29 protein-coding genes are annotated in these 24,979 nt (G+C 30.9%); 26 read left to right on the top strand and 3 right to left on the bottom strand.

The window, feature by feature from the left end; all coding sequences use genetic code 11:
- Nucleotides 1-6: 6 nt before the first annotated feature.
- The 12 genes from def to spoVM all read left to right on the top strand — a co-directional run bounded on the left by def (nt 7) and on the right by spoVM (nt 9,662).
- A complete protein-coding gene (gene def, locus JK636_RS04165) occupies nt 7-456 on the top strand; it encodes a peptide deformylase (protein WP_202747584.1) in 450 nt (149 codons plus the stop codon).
- Nucleotide 457: 1 nt separating this feature from the next.
- A complete protein-coding gene (fmt, locus tag JK636_RS04160; RefSeq protein ID WP_202747583.1) occupies nt 458-1,402 on the top strand; it encodes a methionyl-tRNA formyltransferase in 945 nt (314 codons plus the stop codon).
- A 34-nt stretch (nt 1,403-1,436) separates the two neighbouring features.
- Nucleotides 1,437-2,117: a zinc metallopeptidase gene (locus JK636_RS04155; protein WP_420839259.1), complete on the top strand. Its 681-nt coding sequence runs from the start codon at nt 1,437-1,439 to the stop codon at nt 2,115-2,117.
- Nucleotides 2,118-2,143: 26 nt separating this feature from the next.
- On the top strand, nt 2,144-3,472 hold the full coding sequence (gene rsmB, locus JK636_RS04150) for a 16S rRNA (cytosine(967)-C(5))-methyltransferase RsmB (protein WP_202747582.1): 1,329 nt from the start codon (nt 2,144-2,146) through the stop codon (nt 3,470-3,472).
- Nucleotides 3,473-3,480: 8 nt separating this feature from the next.
- Nucleotides 3,481-4,527: a dual-specificity RNA methyltransferase RlmN gene (rlmN, locus tag JK636_RS04145; RefSeq protein WP_202747581.1), complete on the top strand. Its 1,047-nt coding sequence runs from the start codon at nt 3,481-3,483 to the stop codon at nt 4,525-4,527.
- A 3-nt stretch (nt 4,528-4,530) separates the two neighbouring features.
- Nucleotides 4,531-5,274 carry a Stp1/IreP family PP2C-type Ser/Thr phosphatase gene (locus tag JK636_RS04140; protein WP_202747580.1) on the top strand — a complete coding sequence of 248 codons (744 nt, stop codon included), beginning with the start codon at nt 4,531-4,533 and terminating at the stop codon, nt 5,272-5,274.
- Nucleotides 5,249-7,144 carry a Stk1 family PASTA domain-containing Ser/Thr kinase gene (gene pknB / locus JK636_RS04135; RefSeq protein ID WP_202747579.1) on the top strand — a complete coding sequence of 632 codons (1,896 nt, stop codon included), beginning with the start codon at nt 5,249-5,251 and terminating at the stop codon, nt 7,142-7,144. Before JK636_RS04140 ends, pknB begins: the two co-directional genes overlap by 26 nt.
- A 28-nt stretch (nt 7,145-7,172) precedes the next feature.
- Nucleotides 7,173-8,039, top strand: a complete 867-nt coding sequence (gene rsgA, locus JK636_RS04130; protein ID WP_202747578.1) for a ribosome small subunit-dependent GTPase A — start codon at nt 7,173-7,175, stop codon at nt 8,037-8,039.
- On the top strand, nt 8,036-8,686 hold the full coding sequence (gene rpe / locus JK636_RS04125; protein WP_202747577.1) for a ribulose-phosphate 3-epimerase: 651 nt from the start codon (nt 8,036-8,038) through the stop codon (nt 8,684-8,686). Before rsgA ends, rpe begins: the two co-directional genes overlap by 4 nt.
- Nucleotide 8,687: 1 nt before the next feature.
- Nucleotides 8,688-9,323, top strand: a complete 636-nt coding sequence (locus JK636_RS04120; RefSeq protein ID WP_202747576.1) for a thiamine diphosphokinase — start codon at nt 8,688-8,690, stop codon at nt 9,321-9,323.
- 86 nt (nt 9,324-9,409) lie between these two features.
- Nucleotides 9,410-9,577: a hypothetical protein gene (locus tag JK636_RS04115; protein ID WP_202748817.1), complete on the top strand. Its 168-nt coding sequence runs from the start codon at nt 9,410-9,412 to the stop codon at nt 9,575-9,577.
- A gap of 13 nt (nt 9,578-9,590) precedes the next feature.
- Nucleotides 9,591-9,662 carry a stage V sporulation protein SpoVM gene (spoVM, locus tag JK636_RS24100; RefSeq protein ID WP_202748723.1) on the top strand — a complete coding sequence of 24 codons (72 nt, stop codon included), beginning with the start codon at nt 9,591-9,593 and terminating at the stop codon, nt 9,660-9,662.
- 49 nt (nt 9,663-9,711) lie between these two features.
- On the opposite strand, the gene rpmB is transcribed toward spoVM, so the two are convergent.
- Nucleotides 9,712-9,903: a 50S ribosomal protein L28 gene (gene rpmB / locus JK636_RS04105; RefSeq protein WP_021655048.1), complete on the bottom strand. Its 192-nt coding sequence runs from the start codon at nt 9,901-9,903 to the stop codon at nt 9,712-9,714.
- A gap of 201 nt (nt 9,904-10,104) precedes the next feature.
- Here rpmB and JK636_RS04100 point away from each other — a divergent pair, with 201 nt between their 5' ends.
- From JK636_RS04100 to JK636_RS04075, 6 genes are all read left to right on the top strand, one after another.
- Nucleotides 10,105-10,455 (top strand): Asp23/Gls24 family envelope stress response protein, encoded by a 351-nt coding sequence (locus JK636_RS04100; protein ID WP_202747575.1) that lies wholly within the window; start codon nt 10,105-10,107, stop codon nt 10,453-10,455.
- A 13-nt stretch (nt 10,456-10,468) separates the two neighbouring features.
- Nucleotides 10,469-12,118 carry a DAK2 domain-containing protein gene (locus tag JK636_RS04095; protein ID WP_202747574.1) on the top strand — a complete coding sequence of 550 codons (1,650 nt, stop codon included), beginning with the start codon at nt 10,469-10,471 and terminating at the stop codon, nt 12,116-12,118.
- A gap of 50 nt (nt 12,119-12,168) precedes the next feature.
- Entirely contained in the window at nt 12,169-14,229 is a 2,061-nt protein-coding gene (gene recG / locus JK636_RS04090) for an ATP-dependent DNA helicase RecG (protein ID WP_202747573.1), read from the top strand.
- Nucleotides 14,230-14,360: 131 nt separating this feature from the next.
- Entirely contained in the window at nt 14,361-14,924 is a 564-nt protein-coding gene (gene rsmD / locus JK636_RS04085) for a 16S rRNA (guanine(966)-N(2))-methyltransferase RsmD (RefSeq protein WP_202747572.1), read from the top strand.
- A gap of 11 nt (nt 14,925-14,935) precedes the next feature.
- On the top strand, nt 14,936-15,472 hold the full coding sequence (gene coaD / locus JK636_RS04080; RefSeq protein WP_202747571.1) for a pantetheine-phosphate adenylyltransferase: 537 nt from the start codon (nt 14,936-14,938) through the stop codon (nt 15,470-15,472).
- Nucleotides 15,429-15,953, top strand: a complete 525-nt coding sequence (locus tag JK636_RS04075) for an ATPase (protein ID WP_202747570.1) — start codon at nt 15,429-15,431, stop codon at nt 15,951-15,953. The genes coaD and JK636_RS04075 overlap by 44 nt, the downstream gene beginning before the upstream one ends.
- Here the strand turns inward: JK636_RS04075 and ylbJ are convergent.
- Both ylbJ and JK636_RS04065 read right to left on the bottom strand, forming a co-directional pair.
- Nucleotides 15,936-17,099 carry a sporulation integral membrane protein YlbJ gene (gene ylbJ / locus JK636_RS04070; protein WP_202747569.1) on the bottom strand — a complete coding sequence of 388 codons (1,164 nt, stop codon included), beginning with the start codon at nt 17,097-17,099 and terminating at the stop codon, nt 15,936-15,938. The genes JK636_RS04075 and ylbJ overlap by 18 nt on opposite strands.
- A 68-nt stretch (nt 17,100-17,167) precedes the next feature.
- On the bottom strand, nt 17,168-18,382 hold the full coding sequence (locus tag JK636_RS04065; RefSeq protein ID WP_202747568.1) for a nucleotidyltransferase: 1,215 nt from the start codon (nt 18,380-18,382) through the stop codon (nt 17,168-17,170).
- Nucleotides 18,383-18,573: 191 nt separating this feature from the next.
- Here JK636_RS04065 and pta point away from each other — a divergent pair, with 191 nt between their 5' ends.
- The 8 genes from pta to JK636_RS04025 all read left to right on the top strand — a co-directional run bounded on the left by pta (nt 18,574) and on the right by JK636_RS04025 (nt 24,963).
- Nucleotides 18,574-19,575 (top strand): phosphate acetyltransferase, encoded by a 1,002-nt coding sequence (gene pta / locus JK636_RS04060; protein ID WP_202747567.1) that lies wholly within the window; start codon nt 18,574-18,576, stop codon nt 19,573-19,575.
- 18 nt (nt 19,576-19,593) lie between these two features.
- The gene (locus JK636_RS04055) at nt 19,594-20,790 is read left to right on the top strand and encodes an acetate/propionate family kinase (protein ID WP_202747566.1); all 1,197 of its coding nucleotides are present in this window, start codon (nt 19,594-19,596) and stop codon (nt 20,788-20,790) included.
- A 94-nt stretch (nt 20,791-20,884) separates the two neighbouring features.
- Nucleotides 20,885-21,385, top strand: a complete 501-nt coding sequence (locus JK636_RS04050) for a YceD family protein (RefSeq protein WP_202747565.1) — start codon at nt 20,885-20,887, stop codon at nt 21,383-21,385.
- A 13-nt stretch (nt 21,386-21,398) separates the two neighbouring features.
- Entirely contained in the window at nt 21,399-21,581 is a 183-nt protein-coding gene (gene rpmF, locus JK636_RS04045) for a 50S ribosomal protein L32 (RefSeq protein WP_021655060.1), read from the top strand.
- Between the two features lie 147 nt (nt 21,582-21,728).
- Nucleotides 21,729-22,742 (top strand): phosphate acyltransferase PlsX, encoded by a 1,014-nt coding sequence (gene plsX / locus JK636_RS04040; RefSeq protein ID WP_202747564.1) that lies wholly within the window; start codon nt 21,729-21,731, stop codon nt 22,740-22,742.
- Between the two features lie 82 nt (nt 22,743-22,824).
- Complete coding sequence (gene acpP / locus JK636_RS04035; RefSeq protein WP_202747563.1) at nt 22,825-23,058, top strand: acyl carrier protein; 234 nt, start codon at nt 22,825-22,827, stop codon at nt 23,056-23,058.
- 119 nt (nt 23,059-23,177) lie between these two features.
- Nucleotides 23,178-23,882 carry a ribonuclease III gene (gene rnc / locus JK636_RS04030; RefSeq protein WP_202747562.1) on the top strand — a complete coding sequence of 235 codons (705 nt, stop codon included), beginning with the start codon at nt 23,178-23,180 and terminating at the stop codon, nt 23,880-23,882.
- Nucleotides 23,875-24,963 carry an elongator complex protein 3 gene (locus JK636_RS04025; RefSeq protein WP_202747561.1) on the top strand — a complete coding sequence of 363 codons (1,089 nt, stop codon included), beginning with the start codon at nt 23,875-23,877 and terminating at the stop codon, nt 24,961-24,963. The genes rnc and JK636_RS04025 overlap by 8 nt, the downstream gene beginning before the upstream one ends.
- Nucleotides 24,964-24,979: the final 16 nt, after the last annotated feature.

The raw sequence follows: 24,979 nt of genomic DNA, 5'->3' as shown, positions 1-24,979 counted from the left end.
TATATTATGGCAATAAGAAATATTAGAACAATTGGCGACGAAATATTAAGAAAAAAGTGTAAAAGAGTTGAAGAGGTAAATGACAGAACTTTAACTCTTATAAAAGATATGATAGAAACAATGTATGCAGCTGATGGTGTTGGATTAGCAGCTCCTCAAGTTGGTATCTTAAAAAGAATAGCCGTAGTTGACGTGGGCGATGGACCTATCGTCGTAATAAATCCGGAGATTATTGAAACAGAAGGAAGTTACTTAGATGAAGAAGGTTGTTTGAGCATACCAGGAGAACAAGGTAAGGTTTTAAGACCAGAGAGAATAAAAGTAAAAGCCTTAAATGAAAATAGCGAGGAAATTATAATTGAAGGTGAAGGCCTTTTATGTAGGGCTTTATGCCATGAAATTGATCATTTAGATGGTGTATTATTCGTAGATAAATTAGTAGAAGGTGAAGAATAACATGAAAATAGTTTTTATGGGTACACCGGAATTTGCGGTGCCTTCATTAAAAAAACTTATTGAACATCATCAGGTTGCTGCAGTTTTTACACAACCTGATAGGCCAAAAGGCAGAGGTAATAAGGTGACTATGTCTCCTGTAAAGAATGAAGCCTTAAAGAATAATATCTCTGTATTTCAACCTATTAAGATAAAAAATGATAATGAGTGTATAGAGTTACTAAAAAAGATAGAACCTGACTTTATAATTGTTGTAGCTTTTGGGCAAATACTTCCTAAAGAAGTATTAGATATCCCAAAGTTCGGTTGCATAAACCTGCATGCTTCTCTTTTACCTAGGTATAGAGGAGCCGCACCTATAAATTGGGCAATAATTAATGGTGAAAGTAAGACAGGAAATACTACAATGCTAATGGATATTGGACTGGATACTGGCGATATGCTTTTAAAGAGCGAAGTTGAAATTTCAGAAGACTTAACTGCTGGCGAACTGCATGACATACTAATGATAGACGGTGCAGATTTACTGATTGATACTATTGAAAAATTATCAAATAATGAAATTATGACTGTTAAGCAGGACTCAAGCTCTAGCACATACGCATCTATGCTTACAAAAGATCTGGGAAGAATAAATTGGAACCTAAAAAGCAAACAAATTAAAGATTTAATTAGAGGTTTAAATCCACGACCTGCAGCTCACACGGAGTACAATGGTATAAACATGAAAATTTTTGATGCTGATATAATAAATAAAAAAGTTAATAATTTACCTGGCTATATCATGAAAGTAACAAAGCTTGGTATAGAAGTAGCAACTGGTGATGGAGTGCTGCTCTTGAAAAAAATACAGTTTCCAGGAGGAAAGCCATTAAGTGTAGAGGAGTTTATAAAGGGGAATGCTATAGAAGAAGGAGTAATTTTAGAGGAAAGTAAGAAGTCCTAATTAATTGTACTTTCATTTGAAAGGAGGAATATCTGTGATATTTGATAGCAGTTTTATTATACTTATCCTAGCATTAATAATATCTCTTTTTGCTCAACATAAAATCAATTCTACTTTCAATAAATATTTGCAAATAAATAGCATTAATGGGTATACAGGAGCACAAGTTGCTCGAATGTTGCTTGATTATAATGGTCTTTACGATATTCCAGTGGAAATAATAAGCGGTAAACTTTCAGATCATTATGATCCTTCAAATAAGGTAATGAGACTTTCACAGGATGTATTTTATGGTGCTTCTATTGCTTCTATAGGAGTAGCAGCTCATGAAACAGGCCATGCAATACAGCATAAAGAAAATTACGTTCCATTAAGTTTAAGAAATTCTATTGTTCCAGTGGTTAACCTAAGTTCTAATCTATCATGGATACTGTTTATTTTAGGTATGTTCTTAGGATGGTCAGGACTTTTTAGGTTAGGTATATTGTTATTTACTGCTGTAGTTTTATTTCAGCTTATTACCTTACCTGTAGAATTTGATGCTTCTAGAAGAGCTTTAAATATACTAGAAAATAAGTCCATTCTTTCTAACGACGAATTAGCTGGAGCAAAGTCAGTTTTAAGTGCAGCTGCAATGACTTATGTAGCAGCTGCTTTAATGGCAATTTCGCAGCTTTTGAGATTGATATTGATAAGCAACAGAAGCAGGGATTAAATTATAACATGAATTGAGGTTTAATGATGAACTATACTAGAAAACTAGCTGTAGATATACTTGAAAGTATAATAAATAAAGGTTCTTACTCAAACATAGTAATTAATGCAGAGCTTAATAAATCAAACCTTGATGATAGAGATAAAGGACTTGTAACTGAAATAGTCTATGGTACACTTAAATATAAGTATACCATAGACAAAATATTAGCTGTTTTTTTAAAAACAGGCACATCTAAACTGGATAGTTTAGTGCTGAATGTCTTAAGAGTTTCAGTATATCAAATTAAATATTTAGATAAAGTACCCGATTTTGCAGTTGTCAATGAAGCTGTAGAATTAGTAAAGAAATACAAGTCTTTATCTGCATCAAAACTTGTGAATGGTGTTTTAAGAAACTATCTTAGAAATAAAGATAACTTAAATATTGTATTTAAAAATAAAATTGATGAAATATGTTTTATCTATTCGTTTGATCCTTGGATGGTAGATTTATTTGTAAAACAGTATGGGTTAGAGAATACAGAAAAGATACTAAGCGGACTTAACTGTACTCCCAATGTTACTCTTAGAGTCAATAGCTTAAAGACTAATTATGAAGATGCATATAATCTTCTTGATTCTGCTGGTTATATTATTGAAGAGGGTGCTGTTTGTCCTGAAGCGATAAAAATTATAAAAGGGAAAAATATAGAACAAAATCCTTTATTCAAGGAAGGATTCGCTACTGTTCAAGACGAAAGTGCTATGCTTGTAGCGCCATCAATGGATATAAAGCCGGATTTAACTGTTTTGGATCTTTGCAGCGCACCAGGAGGAAAAACAACTCATATTTCAGAAATTATGAATAATACTGGAAAAGTATATGCATTTGATGTTCATAAGGATAAGTTATCATTAATAAAGAAGAATGCAGATAGACTTGCAATTAGCAATATAGAGTATGGAGTTTTAGACTCAACCACATATGATGAAAAACTTAATAATACTGCGGATAGAGTATTAATAGATGTTCCATGTTCCGGTCTTGGCATTATTAGAAAAAAACCTGAGATAAAGTGGACTAAAAATAATAACCAGCTTAAAGACTTAGTAAATATACAAAAGAGCATTATGAATAATGCATCTAAATATGTTAAGGTTGGAGGAGTACTTATGTATTCAACCTGTACTCTTAATAAAAAAGAGAATGAAGAAAATGTTAAATGGTTTTTAAGTAAGTTCAATAACTTTTCAATGGAGTCTTTATTTTTTGGTAGTGCTGAAAATATAGTTTATGGTGAATTTGGAGTAACCATTTTACCAAATGAATCAATGGACGGATTTTTTATTGCAAAATTCAAAAGATTACAGTAGGTGTTTGTATGATTAATATTTTAAATTTAACATTAGATGAACTAAAAGATTGGATGAAAGACAATAGTGAAAGTACATTTAGAGCAAAGCAGATTATGGACTGGATATATAAAGGTACATGGTGCTTTGATGATATGAACAATATTCCAGCTTTGCTTATAAATAAATTAAAGGACTATTTTTATTTAGAAATACCTGAAGTAGTAAATTTATTGATATCAGAAAAAGATGGAACAAGTAAATTCTTGTTAAGATACAGCGATGGTAATATTATAGAAAGTGTAGTTATGAAATATAAGCATGGAAATTCTATTTGCGTCTCTACACAAGTGGGTTGTAAAATGGGCTGTAAATTTTGCGCATCAACCCTGGAGGGTGTTGTCAGGAATCTGAGCAGTGGTGAGATTTTATCTCAAATTATGGTTTGCCAGAACGAAATTGGTGAAAGAATTTCAAATGTTGTACTGATGGGAAGCGGAGAGCCCTTAGATAATTATGAAAATGTTGTAAAGTTTATTAAACTTGCTAATTCAGAGTACGGTTTAAATATTGGTCAAAGACATATTACACTTTCAACCTGTGGATTGGTACCTAAAATATACGAATTGGCAGATTTGAATTTACAAATTACCCTTGCAATTTCTTTGCATGCTCCAAATGATGCACTAAGAAAATTAACTATGCCTGTTGCATATAAATATTCGATAGCTGAATTAATCGATGCATGCAAGTATTATACACAGAAAACAAATAGAAGAATAACTTTTGAATATGCCTTAATTAATAATACTAATGATAGTAATGATCATGCTAAAGAGCTTTCTCACTTAATCAAAAATATTTTATGCCACGTTAATTTAATACCTATAAATGAAATAACTGAAAAGTCATATAAAAAATCTTCTTTAAAGAATGTTGAAAACTTTTATAATACTTTATGTAATTATGGAATAGAGACAACTATAAGAAAGGAAATGGGCTCAGATATAAATGCAGCTTGTGGACAGCTAAGAAGAAGTTTTATTGAACAAACAAAAAGTGAAGAAGAGGTGTAGGTAATGGTGGGGTTGATGTCAGATATTGGCAACATAAGAAAGATTAACGAAGATAGTATGGGGTATCATGAGGACGATATCAAAAAGATCTATGTGGTTGCTGATGGTATGGGAGGACATAATGCTGGAGAAATAGCCAGTAAAATAGCTGTAGATAAAGTTATAGATTATATAAATTCTTTACAAAGTTTAGAAGATTTAGAGATAGTAATAAAGGATGCAATTCAGTTTTCCAATAAGCAAATCTATGAATTCTCACAAACTAATACTACTTTAACCGGTATGGGAACCACCATAACAGTTTGTTTAGCAGCGGGTAACAAATTGGTAGTAGCAAATGTAGGAGATAGTAGATGCTATGTTGTAAGCAAAGGTAGACTTATTCAAGTTACAAAGGATCATTCTCTTGTTCAGCAGCTCGTAGATAATGGTACTATAACTGCTGAGGAAGCGGCAGCTCATCCTAATAAGAATATTATAACTCGTTCATTAGGTACAGCTCCTGTAGTAGATGTGGATACCTATCTGGTTGATCTACAATATATTGATAGGGTGCTTTTATGTAGCGATGGGTTAACAAATTCTTTGACTGAAGATGAAATCTATAATATTGTTATCAATAACACTAATGAGACAGCCTGTAAAAAATTAATAGAGCTAAGCAAACAAAATGGTGGCAGAGATAACATAACAGTTATTATATTCGAAGGAGAGTGTAAGAATGATAGGAACTTTACTAGGGAATAGATACGAAATTATAGAAAAGATTGGCGAAGGCGGTATGTCTATAGTATATAAAGCAAAATGCCATCTTTTAAATAGATATGTAGCAGTAAAAATACTTAAAGATGAATTTTCAAAAGATAAGGAATTTGTAGATAAATTTAAAGCTGAAGCAGCTGCGGCTGGAAGTATTACTCATAGTAATATCGTTAATATTTATGATGTAGGTTCTCAGGAAAATATCAATTATATTGTAATGGAATATATACATGGGAAGACTCTTAAAGAAGTTATTATTCAAAATGGCAGATTAGATTATAATAGAACTTTGGATATTTCTATTCAGATTGCAAAGGCTATTGAATGTGCTCATAAAAATAATATAATACATAGAGATATTAAGCCTCAGAATATTATGGTTACTGATGATGGAATTGTAAAAGTGACAGACTTTGGTATTGCTAAAGCGGCAAATTCTGTTACTATAACAAATACTAACAAAGTTATGGGATCGGCACATTATTTTTCTCCAGAGCAGGCAAAAGGTTCTTTTGTGGATTCAAGAACAGATATATATTCACTCGGTGTGGTAGTTTATGAGATGCTCACTGGCAGAGTGCCCTATGATGCTGAAAGTCCTGTTTCAGTGGCTTTAAAGCATCTTCAGGAACCGGTGGTACCACCTAAACAACTAAATAATAATATTCCTGATGGATTGAATAATCTTATATTAAAAGCAATGGAAAAAGATCCTATAGCAAGATATCAAAATGTAAAAGATTTATTATTGGATTTACAAAGGATTAAGAACAACTCAAACTATAAAGTTGAACTAGATAATTCGACAGATGATTATACAAGAGTTATGAGTCCTGTTACAAATTACGATACAGAAGATAGTGAAACTAAAAAAACATCTAAAATGAGTACAAAAAAGCTTGTTCTTATTCTAGTACCACTTGCTGTTTTAGTAATTGCTGTGGGTTCTTTTGCAGGGTGGTACTATATGGATAAAAAATTTAATCCTAACAAAGCATCTGTATCACAAAATGAAGTTGCTGTTCCTGCAATAAAAGGATTAAGTGAGAACGATGCTAGAAAAACTGTTGAAGATAAAGGATTAAAGCTTGTTGTTGTTGATAAACAGAAAAGTGATAGTCCTGAAGGTACAGTAATAACTGTCTCTCCTGAAGAGGGAACTACTGTTAAAACAAATTCCGAAGTAAGAGTATATTTAAGCTCGGGTACTGGAACTGCAGCTGTACCAAGCGTGAAAGAAATGGATATAGCATCAGCAATTAAGATGATAGAAAACAGCGGTTTTACAGTTGGAAATAAGAGTTATGAACCTAGCGATACCATTCCTCAAGATTCTATTATAAGGCAAAACCCTGAGGGTGATACTCAGGCAAATCCAAAATCTAAAGTAGATTTGGTGATAAGCAAAGGGAAAGAAATTAAGTATACAACTGTACCGAATTTATATGGAAGAACTTTAACAGAGGCTGATGGGCTTTTAACTAGTGTTAAACTTAAATTGGGAAATAAAACGAAGATAGATACTAATGATCCAAATGAAAATGGAAAGATTGTACTTCAAAGTCCAAATGCTGATACTAAGGATGTTAAAGAAGGCAGTACAGTAGATGTAACTTACAAGGTATATAAAGAACCTGAAAAGGTAACTGTGCCTGATTTCACAAAATCTACTGTAGCAAATGCAAAAGCTAATTCTGCTGGCTTTAATTTAATTGTTAATGGCGCTGCTGATACTGATATTGTAGTGGATCAAAGCCTAAAAGCTAATACGCAGGCTCCAAAGGGTTCAAGTATAACACTAACTACATCAAAGCCTGATGCTCAGGGACAGGGTACACCCACAACAAAACCTTAACCTCAACATTTAAACTATAGGAGGACATATGCAGGGAACTATAATAAAGGGTATTGCTGGATTTTACTATGTTAAAATTGATAATGATATAATTGAATGTAAGGCAAGGGGAAGGTTTAGGTTAGATGAACTTACCCCTATGGTAGGAGATAGAGTTGAGATAAGTGTTAAGAATAATAAAGGGGTTATAGAAAAAATATATGAAAGATCAAGTGAACTTATTAGACCTGCGGTTTCTAATGTTACTCAGGCATTTATAATATTCACTTTTAAAAACCCTGACTTAAACTCAGATTTACTTAATAAGTTTTTAATGATTTGTGAATACCATAATTTAAAAATAGTTGTTTGCTTCAATAAAATTGACTTAGTTGATATTGACGAGTATATGAAAATAGTTAATATGCTTAGAAAAGCTGAATATGAGATCATGCTCATTAATGCTAAATCAGGAGAAGGCATAGAGGAGCTAAAGAGACATTTAAGTAATAATATTACTGTCTTTTGCGGACCTTCGGGAGTTGGTAAATCTACAATTTTAAATCAATTAATAGGGAACGACTTAATGAAAACTGGAGATATAAGCGCTAAACTGGGAAGAGGGAAACACACTACAAGGCATAGCGAATTAGTTGATTTTAATGATGGATTTATTGTTGATACTCCTGGTTTTACTTCTCTTGATACATTATTCATTCCAAGAGATGAAATACAATTTTATTTTCCTGAATTCAGAGAGTTAATTGGACAATGCAGATTTACTGGCTGCATACACTATAAGGAGCCTAATTGTGCTATAAAAGAAGCTGTAGACGAAAATGAGATAGATAAGGAAAGATATGATTTTTATGTAAAATGTATTGAAGAAGCACCAGATGGGAGGAATAAACGATGATAAAAATAGCACCTTCTATATTGTCAGCTGATTTTTCTAAGTTAGGAAATCAAGTTGAAACTTTAGAAGCTTATGGTGCAGATATTATTCATTTAGATGTAATGGATGGAAGATTTGTACCTAATATTACTTTTGGTGCACCTATTGTAAAAAGTATAAGAAATTTTACTAAATTACCTTTTGATGTTCATCTTATGATAGAAGAACCTTCAAGATACATAGAGGACTTTGTAAAAGCAGGTGCTGATATAATAACAATTCATTATGAAGCTGATAAACATATTGATAGAACAATTAATTATATAAAGAGCTTTGGAGTTAAGGCTGCAGTTGCCTTAAACCCTGGAACACCAGTTTCAAATATCACAGATTTGATTCCAAATTTAGACATGGTGCTTATTATGTCTGTTAATCCGGGGTTTGGTGGTCAGAAATATATTAATTATGCTTCAAACAAAATAAAAGAGGTTAAAAATTTAAGTTTAAAGTACAATAACGATCTTCTTATTGAAGTTGATGGTGGAATAGATACTCATAATATCAAGCAGGTTGTAAGCTGTGGTGCAAATGTTATTGTAGCAGGTTCAGCTGTCTTTAGGCAAAATAATATACAGCAGAACATAAGCGAATTAAAAAGAGGATTTTAACATGAAGGTAATTATAGTTGCTGGAGGTACACCGCCTAGCAAAACATTAATTGATAAGCAAATTTCTCACGATTCAATTGTTATAGCAGTAGACAGAGGTGCAGACTGTCTTCTCAAATATAAAATTACTCCAGATTATCTTATTGGAGATTTTGATTCTATTAGCACAGAAACACTTAACTACTTCTATACTAAAAGTTGTAATATAGAGAGGTATAATAGTGAAAAGGATGAAAGTGATACAGAGCTTGCTATCCTAAAAGCTAAAGAGCTAAATGCTGATGAAATAGTTTTTTTAGGATGTACAGGAAGTAGATTAGATCACACCCTTGTTAATATAAATCTATTATATAAATGTTTGAAATATAAGATTAAAAGTTCCATAATTGATAGTAATAACCTTTTGTGTTTAACAGATACATCTGTTGAGATTTCAGGAGATAAAGGCCAGTACTTTTCAGTGCTTCCGTATTATTCTGATGTAAAAGGCTTAACAATAAGAGGTGCAAAATACTGTTTGAACAATTATAATCTCAATATAGGAAGTTCATTAACTTTATCTAACCAATTTAAAGAAACTACAGTTGATATTAGTTTTGCAAGCGGTATTTTATTAATATTAAAAAGTTTTGATTAGGATGACATCATCCTAATTTTTTTTGTAACTAAAATGGATTTTCAATCATATAATAATAATAAAGCAGTACTAGTGAGGGAAATATTTTGACTAAGAAAAGTATTTTTAAGAAAACAAATTTAGGATGGATTGTAGCTTCTATTGGAGTTGGTATAATCATTACTTTTATAATTCCTATTTGGGGTTGGATGATCGCAGTAGGTGGCGGTCTGATTTATGCAGGGTGGTATATAATAGAACATTCTCATCATTAAAGGAGGGATATATATGAAAATTGTTGCAATTAAACTTCCAAAATTTTTATCTGCTATTATAAAAGTTTTCAGAAGAAAACACTAAAAACATAAAAATAAAAAATGCAATTGATTAACAATTGCATTTTTTATTTTTATATAGCACGTTGAACTTTTCCAGAACGTAAGCATCTAGTGCAAACGTGTATTGTACTTGGGGTTCCATTAACTATAGCTTTAACTCTTTTCAGGTTTGGGGCCCACTTTCTCTTTGTGTGTATTACTGAGTGGCTGACCTGGGAACCTGATATAACACCCTTATTACATATTTCACATCTTCTTGACACGGAAAACACCTCCTTAGAAATTGTGAAGAATAATCTTCTCAATCCAAACATTTATTATTTTATCATACAATGTATAATTTTTGCAAGAGTATTATAAAATTATTATTGAAAACATATTAATATAGAATTAAATTTATTGAATAAATTCGTTATTTAATATAAAATAGTCTATAAGGTGTTTTTATACAAGGAGGGTTATATATGATAGGCAGTATTCAAAATGAGAATGGATATATTAATTATTCTGAAGAGGTTATTGCTAATATAGTAGGCGTATCAACTATGGAGTGTTATGGTGTAGTTGGTATGGCTTCAAAAAATGCTAAAGATGGACTTTGGGAACTTATAAAAGGTGAAAACTTAAGCAAAGGTGTAAAAATTCACTCAAAAGAAAATCAAATTTCTATAGAGTTATATATTATAGTTGAATACGGAACTAAGATTTCAGTAATAGCTAATAATATAATTCAAAAAATAAAATACAACGTAGAAAATTATACTGGACTTAAATTATCTAGTATAACAGTTAACGTGCAAGGTGTTAGAGTCTAAGGGGGTACTTTAAATGGAATACTTAAAAATTAATGGAACACATTTTTATAACATGGTAATTAATGCGTCAAATAAGCTAGAGGAGCAAAAAGTCTTTGTAAACTCTTTAAATGTATTCCCTGTTCCTGATGGAGATACTGGAACAAACATGTCAATGACGTTTAGAGCTGCAGTAACTGAAATTGAAGGTATGTCAACTACTTCAATAGGTGAGATATCTAAAAAACTCGCTAAAGGTGCTTTAATGGGCGCTAGAGGAAACTCTGGTGTTATATTGTCTCAAGTATTTAGAGGAATAGCAAAAGGTTTAGAAGATAAAGAAGAGGTAAATTCATTAGAATTTGCTAATAGTCTTTTAGAAGGTTCAAGATCAGCTTATAAGGCTGTTATGAGACCAACTGAAGGAACGATATTAACAATTATCAGAACAGCTGGAGAGAGTGCTGTAAAAAGCAGGCATACTGATGTGATTTCACTTATGGAAGAAGTATGTTTACATAGCGAAAATATCCTTAATAAAACTCCAGAAATGCTGCCAGTTTTAAAGAAAGCTAAGGTTGTTGATGCCGGCGGTATGGGGCTGCTAATAATTTTAAAGGGTATGTATGAAGCTTTAAAAAATGATATTAAGGCTAAAATTATTAGTTCGGAGGCTAATTCAGTTGAGTCATTTGCACCTGCTTCTTCAATAGAAGAGGCAGATATTACGTTTGGATACTGTACTGAATTTTTTGTACTTGGAAAAAATATTAGTGTTGAGAATTTTAGAAATGAACTTGAACCACACGGTGATTCAATGATAGTGGTTGGAATAGAAGATGCTGTTAAAGTTCATATTCATACTAATGACCCAGGACTTGTTTTATCTAAGGCTGTTAAGCTAGGTGAACTATCTAAAATAAAAATAGATAATATGAGAGAACAACATAGACATATATTGCATGAGGAAGCTCAGTTTAATGGAAATGAAGCTGCTCAAACAAAGGAAGAAAAGAATGAAGAAAAGAAAAAATATGGTTTTATTTCTGTTGCCATGGGTGATGGAATAAAAAATATTTTTGAGGATTTTGGTGTTGACTTTGTTATTGAAGGCGGTCAAACAATGAATCCTAGTACGCAGGATATACTAGATTCAATAAATAAAATTAATGCAGAAAATATTTTTGTTCTTCCTAATAATAAAAATATAATTATGGCAGCAAATCAAGCTGCAGAGCTTACGGATAAAAATATAATAGTAATTCCTACAAAGACTATTCCTCAGGGGATTACTTGTGTTACTATCTTTGATGCTGAGACAGGATTAGAAGAAAATGTAGAAGCGATGAAACAGTCTATAGCTAATGTTTCTACAGGCCAAGTTACTTATGCGGTAAGAGATACTGAAATGGATGGAAAAAACATTAACGAAGGAGATATCCTTGGAATCGTTGAAGGTAAAATAAGCCAAGTTGGAAGCGATATTTATGACGTTTGTCAGTCAATAATCATAAATATGTGCAATGAAGACAGCGAATTAATAACTATTTTTTATGGAGAGGGCGCAGATGAAATCAAGGTTAAATTATTAGTTGAAGCCCTTGAAGAAAAGTATCCTGATAAAGATATCCAAAGTTATAATGGCAAACAGCCATTGTATTATTTCATAGTATCTGTAGAATAAAAAAAAGCCCTTGGGCTTTTTTTATTCTTTAGAGTTTGGAGTGGTAAGTTGTGAAACTGTCAGATAATATAAGTAGTATAAAAGGTGTAGGTCCGAAAATGAAGGATATATTAAATAGCTGCGGTATATATTCTATTTTAGACTTACTCCTTTATTTTCCGAGAAATTACGAGAAAGTTTATATACAAAATAACAACTTAAGTATTAATAGTGGCATGACTATATTGAATTGCTCGGTACTTAAAATAGATAGAGATATAAGAACTAATAATAAAAAGATTATTTCTACTGTAATTTTCAAGTGTGGTGATACTACAGTAAAAGGAAAGTGGTTTAACCAGCCTTACATGAAGGACAAATTCACTTTAAATAGAAGCTATACAATAACTGGTAAACTTCAGGATTACAAAGGAGAAACAATAATTTTAACTCCTTCAATAGTAAGTGATTCTTATATTGAAAATGCAGAAAACAGAACAGAATCTAGTAAATATAAAATCATCCCTAAGTATTCTCTAAAAGATGGTATTACTAATAACTTTTTCATTAAAATTATTAGCTATTTGTTAAAACAAGTAGAAATAGGTGAAAACTTACCAGAATGGATAATAAAAAAATACAAATTTTGTTCTCTTCAAAAGGCAATTAATAGTGTTCATGCTCCAGTAGATGAAAATACTTTGCTTGAAGCTCAAAGAAGATTAAAATTTCAGGAATTATTCACTTATTCTTTAAAGCTTATTGTATTAAAAGATTATATTAATAAAAATAATAAGGGAATTAACTTTTATATATCACCTGAGTTGAAGCTGCTTAAGGAAAAGCTGCCATTTCCATTGACTAATGCTCAAAGTAGAGTTGTAAGAGAAATTTTATTAGATCAAAAAAAGAACAAGCAAATGAATCGTTTAGTTCAGGGAGATGTGGGTAGTGGTAAAACAATAGTAGCTATAATAAGCATGTTTAATGTAGTAAAGAATGGATACCAAGCAGCTATTATTGCACCTACAGAGATACTATCTAATCAACACTATAATGAGCTTAAATTTGTATTAAGAGATTTCAACATTAATATTGAGCTGCTTAATGGAAGTATACCTCAAAAGAAAAAAGAAAAAATTAAGGAAGAACTTAAAAATGGAAATATAGATATAATTGTGGGTACGCATGCGCTTTTACAGGAAGACGTGAGTTTTAATAATTTAGGAATGGTAGTAACAGATGAACAGCATAGATTTGGAGTAATGCAGAGAAGCAGTTTATTTAATAAAGGAAGAAACATCGATATGCTTGTAATGACTGCAACACCAATTCCTAGAACATTGGCTCTTTATTTATATAGCGATTTAGAGGTTTCTATTATTGATGAACTTCCTCCGGGAAGACAGAAAATAGACACTTATTTCATAAATGAAAGAAAAAAAGAGAAGGCCTATGAATTTGCCTTAAAAGAAATAAAAGAGGGAAGACAAGTTTACATTGTTTGCCCGCTAATTGAAGACAATGAAGAATTAAATATAAATTCCGTAGAAAAATTGTATATGTGGTTAAAAAATGGTTATTTTAAAGATGTTACTTGTTCAATTTTACATGGCAAGATGTCCAATACAGAAAAAGATGAGATTATGACTAAGTTTAAAAAAGATGAGATTAAAGTACTGATATCAACAACAGTTATAGAGGTTGGTATTAATGTTCCTAATGCATCTGTGATGATTATTGAGAATTCTGAGAGGTTTGGGTTGGCCCAACTTCATCAATTAAGAGGCAGAGTTGGCAGAGGTCACTCAAAGTCTTATTGTATTTTAATTGGTAATGTAAAAAGTGAAGTAACTAAAAAAAGATTAGAAATAATTCAAAATAACACTGATGGTTTTAAAATCGCAGAAGAAGATTTAAAGATAAGAGGCAGCGGCGAATTATTTGGAATAAAGCAGCATGGAGATACTAATCTTATTCTTGCAGATTTATTTAGAGATGCAGATTTACTAAAAATAGCCAACCAAGAAGCTAGGAGACTTACTAGCAGTAATGAGGAAAAAGATATAAAAATCAAAATGGAAATATTAGAAGGTATTGAAACTACTTCAAAATACATATGTTTTAATTAATATAACCTTTTTAAGTGTATAATTTTACAACATATAATATTATACATATTAAATTTTCTTGAATTATGATGAATTTTGTATTAATCTATGTATATATGTTCAATTCTTCTAGAAATAAGGGAGGATACCGTATGAGAATTATTTCAGGAATTGCAAAAGGAAGGAAACTACTATCTCCTGAAGGAATGTCTACAAGACCAACATTAGATAGAATAAAGCAATCAATTTTTAACATTATTCAACATCGAACTGTTGAAGCTAAGGTTTTGGATGTTTTTGCCGGCACTGGAAGTTTAGGACTTGAAGCTGTCAGCAGAGGTGCAAGAGAATGTTTTCTTATTGATAAAGGAGATACTACATATAAACTTCTTAAAGAAAATGTGGATAATTTAAACTTTAATGATAAATGCAAGTGCTTTCAGAAAGATTCTTATGCAGCATTGAAAGAATTTGGAACAAAAAACTTAGTCTTTGATTTGATTTTTATTGATCCACCCTATGCAAAAGAAATGATACCACCTGCTGTAGACATCATCACAGAATATAATCTTTTAGAAAAAGATGGCTTAATAGTGTCAAAAATAGATAGTTCTGAAGAAATATATAAAGGTAACGATAAGATTACTTTATTTGATTATAGAAAATATGGAAATACAACCGTATGTTTTTATGGTTTTACTGATTCTACCTTTTAAAGGAGGATATGATGAAAAGGGCAGTATACCCGGGAAGTTTTGACCCCATAACTAATGGACATTTAGACATAATTGAAAGGGCGGCTAAAGTTTTTGATGAAGTGATAGTAGCAGTTTTAGTTAATCCTGATAAAAAAGGGTTATTTGATATTAATGAAAGGGTCATGCTAATAAAAAAGTGCGTTAGTAAGTTTAATAATATTAGAGTTGAGGGTTTTAGCGGATTATTAATAAATTTTATGAAGCAAACCGAATCTAGTGTTATTGTGAAAGGACTTCGTGCTGTTTCTGATTTTGAATATGAATTTCAAATGGCTTTAATGAATAATAAGCTGGATCCTAATATTGAAACAGTATTTATGATGACAAATGCTAAATACTCTTATCTAAGTTCATCTTCAGTAAAACAAGTAGCTCAATTTGGAGGATGTATCAAAGATTTAGTTCCAAATGATATCATTGATGATATAACAAAAAAAATAAATAACATGGGGGAAAAGGGATATGGAAGTTATAAAATTACTGGAGTATCTCCAAGAGATATTTGAGACATCTTCAAAGGTTCCAGTAACAGGTAAAATCCTTGTAGATAAAAAGGAAGTATTAAATATATTAGATCAAATTATTAATTATTTACCTGATGAATTTAAGAAGGCTCAGTGGATTGTTGAAGAAAAGGAAAGAATACTTGGTGAAGTATTAGAAGAAGCAACAACCTTAAAAAAAGAAAGCATAGATATGCTAAAAAAACAAATAGAAAATCATGATATAAGTAAAGAAGCAAAAGTAAGAGCTGAAGAGATAATAGCTTCAGCTCAAAGAGATGCAAAGGCTATGCGCTTAGGTGCGAGAGATTATGCGGATGAAATACTGTGCCAGCTTGAAAAAGAAATAAATGAAAAAGGTCAAGCTATGATATTAAATATAAAGAAACAAGTTGAAGAATTCATGATCTCTTTAAATAACGAAGTAGGTAATGACCTAGATACTATACGTGAAAATATTAAAGAGTTAAGAGGCATGAAATAGTCTGCGGAATCTGTTTAAAATATATGGCATCATTAATAATATTAAGCCAAAAATTATATATATGTTGAGGCTATTAAAGTGTTGTGAATTAAAAGTTTGCACAGAAAAATTAAATAAAGGGAATTTGTATATAACGATCGATATAGCCGAACCTATGCATCCCTGTATCAATTTTCTAAATATATATTTTTTCATGGATAAGTTGTATTTATATGTAAACGAATGAACTTGTGATATAATCGACAGCCCACTAAATGCTAATAAAAAACTAATTGCTATAACTTTAATGTACATATCTATGGATGCAATGGAAAGTATATAGCAACCATTGGTCATCTCTATTAAGCCTAGTAAGAATCCTGATATTAATTCTTTATTTATATTTGTTATTATATTAATATTTCTAACAGCAATATCAAACAAGATATTGCTTTTTATCATGTTTGTAATAACACTAAATAATATAACAAAGCCTCCGATGGATAAACAAGTAGTAATTGAATTCTCAACACTATGTTTTACTATGTTTCCTATATTTTTATTGTTATCTTTTATAATATTATGTACTTCTTTTTCGCTTATAGATTTACCGGGAAGCAGTATCCCCATAATAAAGCAAGAAAGATAATTTGAAATTAATAATATATATCCTATATAACTACTTCCTAACATAGCTGTTCCTACAGAACCTATAGCAAATAGGGGACTAGTATTTGACGCAATGTTTATTAATCTCTGGCAGGTTTTTAAATCGATTAACCCTTGTTCGTATATGTCACATGCATATTTTGCTCCAAGAGGGTATCCGCAAAGAATACTAACTATTATTACGAAAGTACACTGTATTGGAAGCCTAATTGGTTTGCAAAGAAACTTACCTAGCATCTTTGAATAAATTTCAATTCCGTCATAATTCATCATAATACTTGATACTACTAAAAATGGAAATAATGATGGAAATACCTTTTCTACAAACAGTCTAACTCCTATAACAGCTGAATCTAGACAAAGCTTTGGTGTAAGTATTATTTGTATGATTAGCAGAGTGCATATACAAGTTGCCACTACACTTCTATTCATGGTTTTTATCAGTTTATATACAAAAATAAAAATGAGTAAGAAAATTAAATAGAGTAGTAATTTCAATTTTAAATCTCCTATTTGTAATTAATTCTTTTAATAGTATATTTATTTACTTGAATTAATTATTATTACTACAGCTTTATTGGATTTATTAAATAATCACTGAAAGGAGATATAAAATTATTTATTAGACTATATGAGTTAGTTGCTTGAATGTCTAATTTTAAGCAATCATCCAAATCTCTTGGAAGCTTTGTGTATATTGGTATCGATGAGTTGCCTTTAATATGTTTAAGGATTTTCATACCAGTTTCATTGAAACCAAGAACTCTAGCATAAGGGCAAGATTCAGTTCTAAGTCTATGTGAATCAAAATGTTCAAATCCAATAAAGTATTGACATAATATCCTGCTTATACGGGTATATGTATATCTTTTACTTTTAATTTTGCTAACTAGTTCGCTATAGTTTTCAGATGAGCTTATAAGCTTATAAATTCTATTATCTATTCCTTCGGAAGCATCTGGAATATTAGAAATATTATTTTTATCAGTAAAACATTTGTATTTTATAAAAGGAAACATATAGTCCTCATGAACAAGAGGATAATTGGCAGATTCATATTTTTTTATAGCTTGTAAGGTTCCTTCTGGAATATGATTATTAAGTTCATCAATATTGTTATGTTCTTTTAAATATTTTCTGATTGATGTAGCACTTGAAAACACTTCATTAAGACTAGTGCTATTATATGCACCTCCTTCTCTTTTTACAGTAATAGGCTTTATAGGGCTGTTAAGTTTTAATAAACTTTTGCAATATTCAATAGCTAAAATATTATTTGAAGAATTAAGAATGCTTTCTGTTTCTGTTGTATTTTGATTAATTGTATTTAAGTAATCGATTATAGCCCTACTTCTAGAATTTGGGTAAGCATATCCTTTAGATAAATATTCTTTTAAATTCTTATTAAAATCTTCAGGCTCTTCTAAAAGTATTTTTGATACTGTTTTAATAAATTCAATTTCTCCAAGTTCGCTTCCAAAGCTAATTGTATCTACTACTCCTAAACTATCAAGCAGGCTTACTGCTCCAAAAGCAAAGAACTCAGCAGATGAGAGGCTATATACTGCAGGAAGTTCTATTACTAAGTCCACTCCACACTGTAAGGCAGCTCTAGCTCGGCTCCATTTATCAATTATTGCTGGAACTCCCCTTTGTACATAATTACCGCTCATTATGCAGATAATACCTTCTGAACTAGATATTTCTTTAGTTTTATTAATATGATATATATGTCCTTTATGAAGCGGATTATATTCGGAGATTATAGAAGATATTTTCATTAAATCACTACCTCTCTATATAGTGTATAAATTATCTTATACACTAATATTCTATTAAATTCAAATATTTTTACACAGATTTGACTTATTATGTGGAAATATTTTATGTTTTTATTGAAAAACACATTATATATGAGTTATTATTATATATGGTGTATATGTATTGTATAATACAGAAGGGAGAAATAGTTATGGAACTTATGAAAGAATTTTGGAAAATGGCAAAGTCTGATGTAAAGAGAATTGTACTTCCTGAAGGAGAAGAAGACAGAACTATTTTAGCTAGTGCTATGATAAAAAAAGAAGGACTGGCGGATTTAATATTATTAGGAAACATTGAAAAAATTAAAAATAAAGCTAAAAATTTAGGTGTTGACATTAATGGTATAAAGATTGTTGATCCTCAAACATCTGAAAGTAAACAATTGTACGCTAATGGGTTTTATGAGCTTAGAAAAAGCAAAGGCGTAACTTTAGAAAAAGCTGAAAAAACAATTGAAGATCCTATGTACTTTGGTACAATGATGGTAAAACTTGGTGATGCTGATGGATTAGTATCAGGAGCTGTTCATACAACAGGAGATTTATTAAGACCAGGCCTTCAAATAATCAAAACAGCACCTGGTATATCAACAGTTTCAAGTTTCTTCATTATGCTTGTTCCAAACTGCGAGTATGGAGACAATGGAATGTTCATTTTTTCAGACTGTGCTGTTAATCCAAACCCAACTGCTGAACAATTAGCTGCTATTGCAATTTCAACTGCTGAAACAGCTAAAAATCTTTGCAATATGGATCCTAAAGTTGCTATGTTATCTTTCTCTACCAAAGGTAGCGCAGCAAATGAATTAGTTGATAAGGTAAGTAAAGCTACAGAGATAGCAAAAGAATTAAGACCTGATTTACAGATTGATGGAGAATTACAGTTAGATGCTGCTTTAGTTAAAAAAGTAGCTGACCAGAAAGCGCCTGGAAGTACAGTAGCAGGTCAAGCTAACGTTTTAATATTCCCTGATTTACAGGCTGGAAATATAGGATATAAATTAGTTCAAAGACTTGCAAATGCTGAAGCTATCGGTCCAGTTTGCCAAGGCTTTGCAAAACCAATTAATGACTTATCAAGAGGATGCAGTGCAGAAGATATAGTTAATGTTGTTGCTGTTACTGCTGTTCAAGCACAAAAGAATGTATAATTTAAGGAGGAATTAGAAGTGAATGTACTTGTTGTAAATTGTGGTAGTTCATCACTAAAATATCAGCTTATTGATATGAAGGGTGAAGTTGTACTTGCAAAAGGACTAGTTGAGAGAATTGGTATTGAAGGTTCCATATTAACTCAAAAGGTTGAAGGAAGAGAAAAGTATATAATAAAGCAACCAATGGCTAATCATAAAGAAGCTATAAAATTAGTACTTGGAGCTTTAGTTGATAGTACTAATGGTGTTATAAAAGATATGTCTGAAATTTCTGCTGTTGGTCATAGAGTTGTACACGGTGGAGAAAAGTATTCTAATTCAGTATTAATAGATGATGAAGTTATGAAAGCTTTAGATGAATGTTCTAAGTTGGCTCCATTACATAATCCACCTAATATTACAGGTATTAATGCGTGCAAAGAACTTATGCCAACTACTCCAATGGTAGCTGTGTTCGATACCGCTTTCCATCAGACTATACCTGAATATGCATATATTTATCCTCTGCCATATGAGTTGTATACAGAACACGGAATAAGAAAATATGGTTTCCATGGTACATCTCATAGATATGTAGCTTCAAAAGTAGCTGAATTAATGAATGATGACTTAAAAAACTTAAAGGTTATTACTTGCCATCTTGGAAATGGTGCTAGTATTGCAGCTATTAAAGATGGAAAGTCAATTGAAACAAGTATGGGATTTACTCCTCTTGAAGGTATAGCTATGGGAACTAGATCTGGAAGTATTGACCCAGCTATAGTTACTTTCCTTATGAAGGAATTAAATTACTCAATAGATGAAGTAAACGACGTTATAAATAAAAAGTCAGGTGTATACGGAATATCAGGTGTAAGCAGTGACTTTAGAGACATAGAAGATGCTGCGTGGAAAGAAGATAATAAGAGAGCTGAGCTTGCTTTAGATGTATTCCATTATAAAGTTAAGAAGTTTATAGGTTCTTATGCTGCTGTTATGAACGGTGTTGACTGTGTTGTATTTACCGCTGGACTTGGTGAAAATTCACCAGAGACTAGAGAAGCTATCTGTGAAGGTTTAGACTATCTAGGAATAAAACTTGATAAAGAGAAAAATAAAGTTAGAGGTAAAGCAGTAGAAATAAGTGTTGAAGGATCAAAGGTGAAAGTGTTTGTAATTCCTACAGATGAAGAACTTATGATTGCTAGAGATGTAAAAGAACTAGTTAAATAGTTTTTACAAAATTATACTTAAAATTCATTTTCAGCTTGACTTTTAATATGGATGTTTATATAATAAATTGTGGCTAATGCATTGAGGTGAGACTATGATAGTTGATGTAGCAGATTTAATTAAGAAAAAAGTTTCAAGAAAAGAAGTGCATTTAGTTTATGACGAAGAAAATTTTTATGATGATAGAGAAAAAATTGAGTTTCTAAAGCCTGTAACTTTAGAAGGTGAATTACATTTAACTGGAGACATTATTACTTTAGATGGTGAAATTATTACAAAAATAAGCTTACCATGTTCTAGATGTCTGGTTAATTTTAATCACGATGTGGATATCTTGATTCACGAAGAATTTTCAACTAATTTTGATAATAAAGATGATGAAATCATTTTTATTGATGGTGATACTATTGATATCACGAATATAGTTAAAAACAATATCATTTTATCTTTACCAATTAAAAAATTGTGTAATGAAGATTGTAAGGGATTATGCCAGCATTGTGGTATAAACTTAAACGATACATCTTGTAGTTGTGAAAAAGATGATATTGACCCTAGATTTGCTAAGTTGAAAGATTTGTTTTCTGCTGATTAAGGAGGTGTTGATAGTGGGAAATCCTGCAAGAAGATTTTCTAAATCTAGAAGAGATTCCAGAAGAGCGCAAACATTTAAATTGAGCCTTCCAGGAATAGTTGAATGTCCTCAGTGCCATGAGATGAAACTTGCTCATAGAGTATGCAAGAACTGTGGATATTACAAAGGTAAAGAAGTAGTTGCATCAGAGAAATAATTAAAAGAGAAAGTCATATGACTTTCTCTTGTTTTTTAAGTGTTTATATTGATAATCAAAGCATTGTATAATATACTTCTTATTAAACAATACTATTCTTATAACTAGAAAGGATGTGAAAATCCTGTTTTAATTACAGGTAATTTTATGAAAATTGCTGTTGATGGTATGGGGGGAGACTTTGCTCCTGATTCAGTTATCCAGGGGTGTGTCGATGCTGTAAAAGAATTTAATATTGATGTTATTATAACTGGTCCAGAAGATTTGATATTACAAAAATTAAGTTTATATGATTATCCAAAGAATAAAATCAAGGTAGTAGATGCAAATGAAGTTATTTCTCCAAATGAAGAACCGGTAAAGGCTTTAAAAAAGAAAAAAGATTCAAGTTTAGTTAAAGCTCTTAATCTAGTTAAATCAGGTGAGGCTGATGCAGTTTTATCAGCTGGGAGTACTGGTGCTCTTATGGCGGGTGCTACTCTTTTAATAGGAAGAATTAAAGGAATTAAGAGGGTTGCTCTTGCTCCAATTATGCCTGGGAAAAAGTCGCCGTTTATGATTGTAGATGCAGGTGCTAATGTTGATTGTAAGCCTTTGTATCTTTTACAGTTCGCGTTAATGGGTAAAATTTATTTTGAAAATATTTTAAAGACTGTTAATCCATCTATAGGATTAGTTAACATTGGTGCAGAAGAAGAAAAAGGCAATGAACTTGCAAAAGAGACGCATAAATTATTAAAAAAAACTGACTTTAATTTTATAGGTAACGTAGAACCTAGAGATGTACCATCAGGCGAAACAAACGTTGTTGTTTGCGATGGATTCGTTGGGAACACTATATTAAAAACCTATGAAGGAGTAGCCTCAACTATTTTTGGTATGCTAAAGGAGGAAATAATGTCTTCTTTTAAGAATAAATTAGGCGGGCTCCTATTAAAATCTGTTTTTAATAAATTTAAAAAGGATTTTGATTATACTGAATATGGCGGTTCTGCTTTTTTAGGCGCACAAGGTATAGTTATAAAAGCACATGGAAGTTCAAATGCGAAAGCGATTAAGAATGCTATTAAACAAGCCTTAGTATGTTACGATAACAAAGTTATTGATAAAATTAAATCTGAAATAGAGAAACTTGATATTGATAATAATGAAAATTTATAGTTCTAATTTATTTATAAATATTGACGCTAGATTTTTTATGTAATATTATCTAAGTATAGCTTTAAATTTGGGAGGTGAAATTGTGATATTTGAAAAAGTTAAAAATATAATATCAGATCAATTAGGAATAGATGCTGACGAAATTTCCATGGAATCTTCCTTTATGGATGATTTAGGTGCTGATTCTCTTGATATAGTTGAATTAATTATGGCATTAGAAAGTGAATTCGATATGGAGATACCAGATGAAGATGCTGAAAAAATTAGCATCGTAAGCGATGTAGTTGAGTACATAAAATCGCATATTGAAGAATAATTACTGGTCCCGTATTTACTACGGGACTTAAATTTTTTTATTAATTAAGCAGTGCATTCTTGAATTTGTTATATGGCAAATTGAAGAATACACTTCTTTATATGGTAGGTGTTATACTAATGATAAATGAAACATTTAATATAGAACATTTAGAAAAAAAATTAAACATAATATTTAATAGCAAAGACTTGCTTCTTGAAGCATTAACTCATAGTTCATATATTAATCAACATAAGGAAAATAATCATAATGAGAGATTAGAATTTTTAGGAGATTCTGTGCTTCAAATTTGCATATCTGAATATTTATATAAAAATTACCCTGACAAATCTGAAGGAGAGCTTACAAGGTTAAGGTCTCTAATAGTATGTGAAAATTCCTTATATGAAATATCAATTAGCTTAGAGCTCGGTAAATATTTAAGAATGAGCAAAGGTGAGGAATTAACAGGTGGAAGAGATAGAATTTCAATTTTAGCTGATAGTGTAGAAGCTGTAATTGCAGCAATTTATTTAGATAAAGGAATAGAGAAGGCTAAAAAATTTATTATATCTAATTTTAGGGATATAATCGGGAGAGCTATAAATAATCAAATAATATTAGATTATAAAACTCGTCTCCAAGAAGTTATTCAGCAAAAGGGTGAAACTTTAATAAGTTATAAGTTATTAAGATTTGAAGGTCCTCCTCATAGGCGAAAGTTTTATACAGAAGTAGTTATTGATAATACTGTACGCGGAGAGGGATCAGGATACAGTAAAAAAGAGTCGGAACAAAATGCTGCTAAGGATGCTCTTGATAATTTGGAGGTAATCTATGAATAAAGGTCATTATATAATTCCAATTTTTGTACCTCATGAAGGATGTCCGCATGATTGTGTGTTTTGCAATCAAAACAGCATTACTGGAAGTACTACTAAAGTAAATTCGGAATTTGTTATAAATACTGTGGAAGAATACCTTAAAACAATTCCTAAAGCAGATAGAATCTTAGAAATTTCTTTCTTTGGCGGCACCTTTACAGCTATTAATATTGAAAAGCAAAATGAATTATTAAAGGTTGCAAAATATTACAAAGACTTAGGTCTTGTAGACTATATTAGATTGTCTACAAGACCAGACTATATTAATGACAATATACTTACAAACTTAAAGAATTTTACTGTAGATATTATAGAATTAGGGGTACAATCTTTAGATCGAGAAGTTTTGAAAAAATCTGCTAGAGGTCATTCAATTGAGGATGTAATTATGTCTTCAAAACTAATAAAAGAATACGGCTTTGTTTTAGGTCATCAAATAATGCTTGGACTCCCCGGAGATAATTTTGAAAAGGATATAATTACTACTAAGGAAGTAATTAAATTGTCGCCTCAGATTTGCAGAATTTACCCGTCCTTAGTAATAAAAGATACTCCTATGGAGATAATGTATAAGCAAGGAATTTATAAGCCTTATTCATTAGATGAGGCTGTACATATTTCTAAAGTAGTTTATGGGATGCTTGCAGCAAATAATATTAACGTAATTAGATTGGGGTTACAGCCAACTGAAGAGATAAATGAAGGCGGAGATATTATTGCCGGTCCGTTTCATGCTGCTTTTAGAGAGTTAGTTGAAGGAAGTATACTTAACGATATTATTAAAGAATCTGTACCAGGAAACTATTCTGGAATGCTTACAATAAATTTAAATCCAAAGGATATTTCCAAACTTTATACTTCTAGAAAGAAATTTTTTAATGACACCAAAGAACATCTTAAGACAATAAATATTATAGTTAATCAACGTGATTGTGTTAAGAGGGGAGAAATGATGTTAAGTTTCAACGATAATTGTATAAACGTGTCGATATACGATTATTTGAGAAACAAGTACAAAGAAGGAGATTTAAACATTTTATAGAATATATTCTCTGTGA

This window comes from Clostridium rhizosphaerae, assembly GCF_016765585.1.
Classification (GTDB): Bacteria; Bacillota; Clostridia; order Clostridiales; family Clostridiaceae; genus Clostridium_AT; species Clostridium_AT rhizosphaerae.
The sequence above is the reverse complement of the archived record's forward strand: the minus strand, read 5'-3'. Positions and strand labels throughout refer to the sequence as shown.

Bases quoted from the DNA above. Each gene is read 5' to 3' on its own strand.
- JK636_RS04075 (WP_202747570.1), top strand. From the start codon at position 15,429: ATGGAAGTTATAAAATTACTGGAGTATCTCCAAGAGATATTTGAGACA.
- rsgA (WP_202747578.1), top strand. From the start codon at position 7,173: ATGCAGGGAACTATAATAAAGGGTATTGCTGGATTTTACTATGTTAAA.
- pta (WP_202747567.1), top strand. From the start codon at position 18,574: ATGGAACTTATGAAAGAATTTTGGAAAATGGCAAAGTCTGATGTAAAG.
- def (WP_202747584.1), top strand. From the start codon at position 7: ATGGCAATAAGAAATATTAGAACAATTGGCGACGAAATATTAAGAAAA.
- JK636_RS04095 (WP_202747574.1), top strand. From the start codon at position 10,469: ATGGAATACTTAAAAATTAATGGAACACATTTTTATAACATGGTAATT.
- JK636_RS04025 (WP_202747561.1), top strand. From the start codon at position 23,875: ATGAATAAAGGTCATTATATAATTCCAATTTTTGTACCTCATGAAGGA.
- JK636_RS04050 (WP_202747565.1), top strand. From the start codon at position 20,885: ATGATAGTTGATGTAGCAGATTTAATTAAGAAAAAAGTTTCAAGAAAA.
- coaD (WP_202747571.1), top strand. From the start codon at position 14,936: ATGAAAAGGGCAGTATACCCGGGAAGTTTTGACCCCATAACTAATGGA.
- rsmB (WP_202747582.1), top strand. From the start codon at position 2,144: ATGAACTATACTAGAAAACTAGCTGTAGATATACTTGAAAGTATAATA.
- plsX (WP_202747564.1), top strand. From the start codon at position 21,729: ATGAAAATTGCTGTTGATGGTATGGGGGGAGACTTTGCTCCTGATTCA.
- pknB (WP_202747579.1), top strand. From the start codon at position 5,249: ATGATAGGAACTTTACTAGGGAATAGATACGAAATTATAGAAAAGATT.
- JK636_RS04100 (WP_202747575.1), top strand. From the start codon at position 10,105: ATGATAGGCAGTATTCAAAATGAGAATGGATATATTAATTATTCTGAA.
- JK636_RS04140 (WP_202747580.1), top strand. From the start codon at position 4,531: ATGGTGGGGTTGATGTCAGATATTGGCAACATAAGAAAGATTAACGAA.
- JK636_RS04065 (WP_202747568.1), bottom strand. From the start codon at position 18,382: ATGAAAATATCTTCTATAATCTCCGAATATAATCCGCTTCATAAAGGA.
- rpe (WP_202747577.1), top strand. From the start codon at position 8,036: ATGATAAAAATAGCACCTTCTATATTGTCAGCTGATTTTTCTAAGTTA.
- fmt (WP_202747583.1), top strand. From the start codon at position 458: ATGAAAATAGTTTTTATGGGTACACCGGAATTTGCGGTGCCTTCATTA.
- rsmD (WP_202747572.1), top strand. From the start codon at position 14,361: ATGAGAATTATTTCAGGAATTGCAAAAGGAAGGAAACTACTATCTCCT.
- rlmN (WP_202747581.1), top strand. From the start codon at position 3,481: ATGATTAATATTTTAAATTTAACATTAGATGAACTAAAAGATTGGATG.
- JK636_RS04120 (WP_202747576.1), top strand. From the start codon at position 8,688: ATGAAGGTAATTATAGTTGCTGGAGGTACACCGCCTAGCAAAACATTA.
- rnc (WP_202747562.1), top strand. From the start codon at position 23,178: ATGATAAATGAAACATTTAATATAGAACATTTAGAAAAAAAATTAAAC.